Origin of the sequence: Mesorhizobium sp. M7A.F.Ca.CA.002.04.1.1, from assembly GCF_004022805.1 — a bacterium.
GTDB lineage: Bacteria > Pseudomonadota > Alphaproteobacteria > Rhizobiales > Rhizobiaceae > Mesorhizobium > Mesorhizobium ciceri.
Genome location: NZ_RZPL01000468.1, coordinates 1 through 4600 on the forward strand (window position 1 = coordinate 1; position 4600 = coordinate 4600).

Consider the following 4600-nt stretch of genomic DNA (forward strand, 5'->3'; position numbering starts at 1 on the left):
GATGACATCCGATCTCCCCCCTTGAGGGGGAGATGTCCGGCAGGACAGAGGGGGGCGCTGTCCCGCCAGCCTTGCGAAATGACCTCCCGCGTCACGCCAGCGCCTCCTCGACGATCCGGCCAAGCTCCGGTGCGATGTAGGAAAGGTCTTCCTCGTCCTTGATCAGCACGCCGATGGCGCGGCGGAAGGCTTCCGGCCACGGGCTGCCGCCCTTCTCCAGGATGGTGGCGGCATTGGCCCATTCGACGGCCTCGGCGATACCCGGCGGCTTGGCCAGCGGCCGGGCGCGGATGGTCTGCACGGCCGCCGCCACCGCGCGCGCCGTTACCTCGGCCACATCGCCGGCGCGCAGCATGATGATGGCGGCCTCGCGCTCGGCGTCGGGATAGCCGATCCAGTGGTAGACGCAGCGGCGGCGCAGTGCCTCGGCAAGCTCGCGGGTGCGGTTCGAGGTCAGGATGACGATCGGCTGTGCCGTGGCGCGGACGGTACCGCGTTCGGGAATGCTGATCTGGAAATCGGAGAGGAATTCCAGAAGCAGCGCCTCGAATTCATGATCCGAGCGGTCGATCTCGTCGACCAGCAGCACGCGCTGTTCCGGCGCCTTCAGCACCTGCAGCAGCGGCCGGGCGATCAGGAAACGGTCTTCGTAGATGTCGATCTCGTGCTCGCCGGCGTGGCGAATGGCGAGCAGCTGGCGTTGATAATTCCATTCGTAGAGCGCGTGCGCAGCGTCGATGCCTTCATAGCATTGCAGCCGCACCAGATCGCGGCCGAGCAGCGCGGCGATCGCCTTGGCCGCTTCCGTCTTGCCGACGCCTGGTGCGCCTTCGAGCAGCAGCGGCTTCCCCAGCCGGATCGCCAGGAAGATCGCGGTCGCAAGACTGTCGTCGGCCAGATAGCGCGAGGCGGCAAGATGCTGCGCCACCGCCTCCGGCGAGGTCGCTGATGTCTCGGCGCTTGTCCCGGTCATTTCGGCCCTCAGTTCGCCGCTTGCGCCTTCAGCGCGCGCAGGATGCGCTCCGGCGTGATCGGCAGCGTGTCGATGCGCACGCCGACGGCGTCGAAGACGGCATTGGCGACCGCCGGGATCTGCGGGTTGGCGCACATTTCGCCCGGCCCCTTGGCACCGTATGGCCCGTCCGCCGATGGACGCTCCAGCACGATGATCTCGGTCTCGGCGAGGTCGCCGGGGCCGGGCATCAGATACTGGTTGAAGTCCGTGCCGCCATGGTCGCGGTTGGGATAATAGGGCTCGGTCGTCTCGTAGAGCGCATGGCTGATGCCCATCCACGAACCGCCGACCAGTTGCTGTTCGACCATTTTCGGGTTCAGCGCGCGGCCGATCTCGAAGACGTTCTTCACAGTCAGCACGGTGACCGCGCCGGTCTCGTCGTCGACCTCGACCTCGGCCACGGTGCAGGCATGCGCGTAGCAGGTCGATGGCTTCATCGCGCCAGTCTCTTTCTCCGGATAAGAGCGCGGAATCAGGAACATGCCGCGGCCCGAGATCGAGCGACCGCGCTTGAAATGCGCCGACAGCGCGACATCGAAGATCGAGATCGATTTTTGCGGCGCGCCTTTGACCAGTATGTTGCCCTGGCCGTCGGTCTCGAGGTCGGAGGCGTTCACCTCCAGTTCCTCGGCGGCCACTTCCAGCATCACCTGCCGCGCTTCCCTTGCCGCCTGGATGACGGCGTTGCCGGCGCGGTGCGTACCGCGCGAGGCGAAGGTGCCCATGCAGTGCGGGCCGGTGTCGGTGTCGGCGGTGTCGACGACGACGCGGTCTGTCGGCACGCCGATGGTCTCGGCGCAGATCTGCGCCATGATCTGCTTCATGCCCTGGCCGAGATCGACGGAGGACAATGTCACCATGAAATTGCCTGTTGGCGTCGAGTGCACCAGTGCCTGCGTCGGGTCACCGCCGAGGTTCATACCGGTGGGATAGTTGATCGCGGCAACGCCGCGCCCACGCCTGATCGCCATCTCAAGCTCCCTTCGTATAGGAGGACATCGCCAGGTACTTTTCCGCCACCGGCCAGTTGGCGGCGCGCGAGGCTTCCTGCATGCATTCGATCAGCGCGGCGCCCTCTGTCGGCTGGCGGTGCGCTTTCATATCACCGTCGCGATAGGCGTTGATGAAGCGGAATTCGAGCGGGTCCATGCCGATCAGGCGCGCCAGCTTGTCCATCTGCACCTCCAGCGCGAAATCGCCGATGGTGACGCCGAAGCCGCGCATGGCCGACGACGGCGTGCGGTTGGTGTAGACGCAATAGGTGTCGATCCAGACGTTCGGAATAGTGTAGGGGCCGGGATAATGCCCCGCGCCCTTCTGCGCGCCGTAGGGCGAGTGGCGCGAATAGGCGCCGGCATCGGTGTATCCGGTGACCTTGCGCGCGACGATGCGGCCATCTTTCATGACGCCGTCCTTGATGACGACCTTTTCAGCGGCGCGCGGCGACGAGATCTGCATCTCCTCCTCGCGGCTGTAGATAAAACAGACTGGTCGTCCTGTTAGTTTTGCGCCGAGGATGGCGATCGGCTCGACGATGACGTCGACCTTGCCGCCAAAACCGCCACCGACTGTGCCGCCGACGAAATGCAATTTGCTGCCCGGCATCTGCAGGATGATCGAGGTGTTGTCGAGCGTGAAGAACATCGCCTGCGTGTTGGTATAGCAGGTGAAGCGGTCATTGCCCTCGGGCGCCACCACGCAGCCGGTGGTCTCGGTCGGCGCGTGCTCGATCGGCGAAGACTGGTAGCTCTGCTCCAGTATGTGGTCGGCGCCGGCGAAGCCCGCCTCGACATCGCCGAAGCGCACCTTGCGGCACTCGCCGCTATCATAGAGGTAATAATTCTGGCCGTGATATTCGTTGACCAGCGGCGCGTCGGGTTTCAGCGCCTCTTCCATGTCGAAGACGGCCGGCAGCACCTCATAGTCGACCTTGACCTTGGCTGCGGCCTCTTGTGCCGCGCGCTCGGTTTCGGCCAGCACCGCCACCACGGCCTCGCCCTTCCAGCGCACCTTGCCGTCGGCAAGCACCGTCTCGTCCTCCGGCCCGATCTGGATCAGGATCAGGATGGTGTAGACATTGTGCGGTACGTCCTTGGCGGTCAGAATTTTCACCACGCCCGGATGTTTTTCCGCCTCTGAGGTGTCGATCGAACCGATGCGGGCATGGTGATGCGGGCTGCGCACCATCTTCAGGTGCAGCATGCCGGGAAAGTTGCGGTCGGCGAAAAAGGCGGTCTTGCCGGTGACATGGCCGGGCGAATCCGAGCGCGGCCGGGGCTGGCCGATCTCGTGCAGATCGTCCTTGCGGACATCGGCGAAGTAGTTCTTGCGCAGTTCCATTGTTTTGGACCCTTCAGGCCGCGTTCTGCGAATTGGCGCGGGCGGCGGTCAGCACCGCCTGGATGATCGGCTCGTAACCGGTGCAGCGGCAGATGTTGCCCGACAGCGCCTCGACCACCTCGTCGCGGCTGGGATTGGGCGTGTGGTCGAGCAGCACCTTGGCCGCCATGATCATGCCCGGCGTGCAGAAGCCGCATTGCGTGGCGAACGTGTCGAGAAAGGCGCGCTGCAGCGGGTGCAGCACGCCGCTTTCCGAAAGCCCTGATGTCGTGCTGATGACGGCGCCATTGCAGGTCTCGGCCAACGTCAGGCAGGAGAGCCGGAGTTCGCCGTCTATGATGACAGAACAGGCGCCGCAGGTGCCCTGATGACAGCCGCCCTTCGGCGAGGTGTCGCCGATCTTGTCGCGCAGCGCCTGAAGCAGCGTCGTGCCGCTGTCGATGAATTCGGCCTTTTCCGAGCCGTTGAGCGTGAATTGAACCGGAACCTTTGCCATGTTTTCCTCCCAGCGCGCCTGCCCGAACCAGCGGACAGACGCGCGCCCCCGAACAAATATTATGCGAGCAGCAACCGCCCGAGATGAACCGGCAGGACTTCGGCGCGATACCAGGCGCTGGCGATCGGGTCGGTGATGGGCGAGGTGCCATCACCGGCCGCGGCCAAGGCCGGCGCGATGCCGTCAGCGGTTAGCGTTCGGCCGATCAGCGCTTTTTCCGCCGCCCTGGCGCGCATGGGCCGATCCGCCATGCAGCCGAGTGCGATCCGCGCCGAGGTCACCGAGCCATCCGACGACAGTTCCAGAGCACCGGCTATGCTGAGCACGGAGACGCCCTTGGGCTTGACCCTCGACACTTTCAGGAAGCGGAAACTGTCGGCCTTCGGAAGCGTGAAGCTCACGGAAGTGACGACGACGCGGCTGCCGCCCCGATTGGCCAGAAAAGTCTCGATCGGCGTTTCACCGTCATCGGTGCTGACCGTCGCATCGAGCGCCAGCAGGGCAACAGCGAAATCGCCATACGGGCTCGGGGCAAAAAGATTGCCGCCGACGGTCGCCATGTTGCGGATGGCCGGGCCTCCGACGGCACGGGCGGCCTTGGCGAGCGTGCCGAGCCCCGGATGGCCGGCGATCGCCGCCATGGTCACCGAAGCGCCGATGCAGACTTTATCGCCGGCAACGGCGATGGTGGACAGGGACGGCTCGGTCGACCTGATAAGGCCGGAAACCGAAACGTCGCCTTCATTGGC

At 65.1% G+C, this 4600-nt stretch carries 5 protein-coding genes; all 5 read right to left on the reverse strand.

Features of this window, described 5'->3' with window-relative positions; translation table 11 throughout:
• Window positions 1-91: 91 nt before the first annotated feature.
• A complete protein-coding gene (locus ENZ75_RS21850) occupies window positions 92-973 on the reverse strand; it encodes a MoxR family ATPase (RefSeq protein ID WP_063168526.1) in 882 nt (293 codons plus the stop codon).
• Between the two features lie 8 nt (window positions 974-981).
• On the reverse strand, window positions 982-1986 hold the full coding sequence (locus ENZ75_RS35640) for a molybdopterin cofactor-binding domain-containing protein (RefSeq protein ID WP_063168525.1): 1005 nt from the start codon (window positions 1984-1986) through the stop codon (window positions 982-984).
• A gap of 1 nt (window position 1987) precedes the next feature.
• Window positions 1988-3355: a xanthine dehydrogenase family protein molybdopterin-binding subunit gene (locus ENZ75_RS35645; RefSeq protein ID WP_063168524.1), complete on the reverse strand. Its 1368-nt coding sequence runs from the start codon at window positions 3353-3355 to the stop codon at window positions 1988-1990.
• 13 nt (window positions 3356-3368) lie between these two features.
• Window positions 3369-3851, reverse strand: a complete 483-nt coding sequence (locus ENZ75_RS21865) for a (2Fe-2S)-binding protein (protein WP_063168523.1) — start codon at window positions 3849-3851, stop codon at window positions 3369-3371.
• 59 nt (window positions 3852-3910) lie between these two features.
• A partial coding sequence (locus ENZ75_RS21870) for an FAD binding domain-containing protein (RefSeq protein WP_128278309.1) occupies window positions 3911-4600 on the reverse strand: 690 nt, incomplete at its 5' end.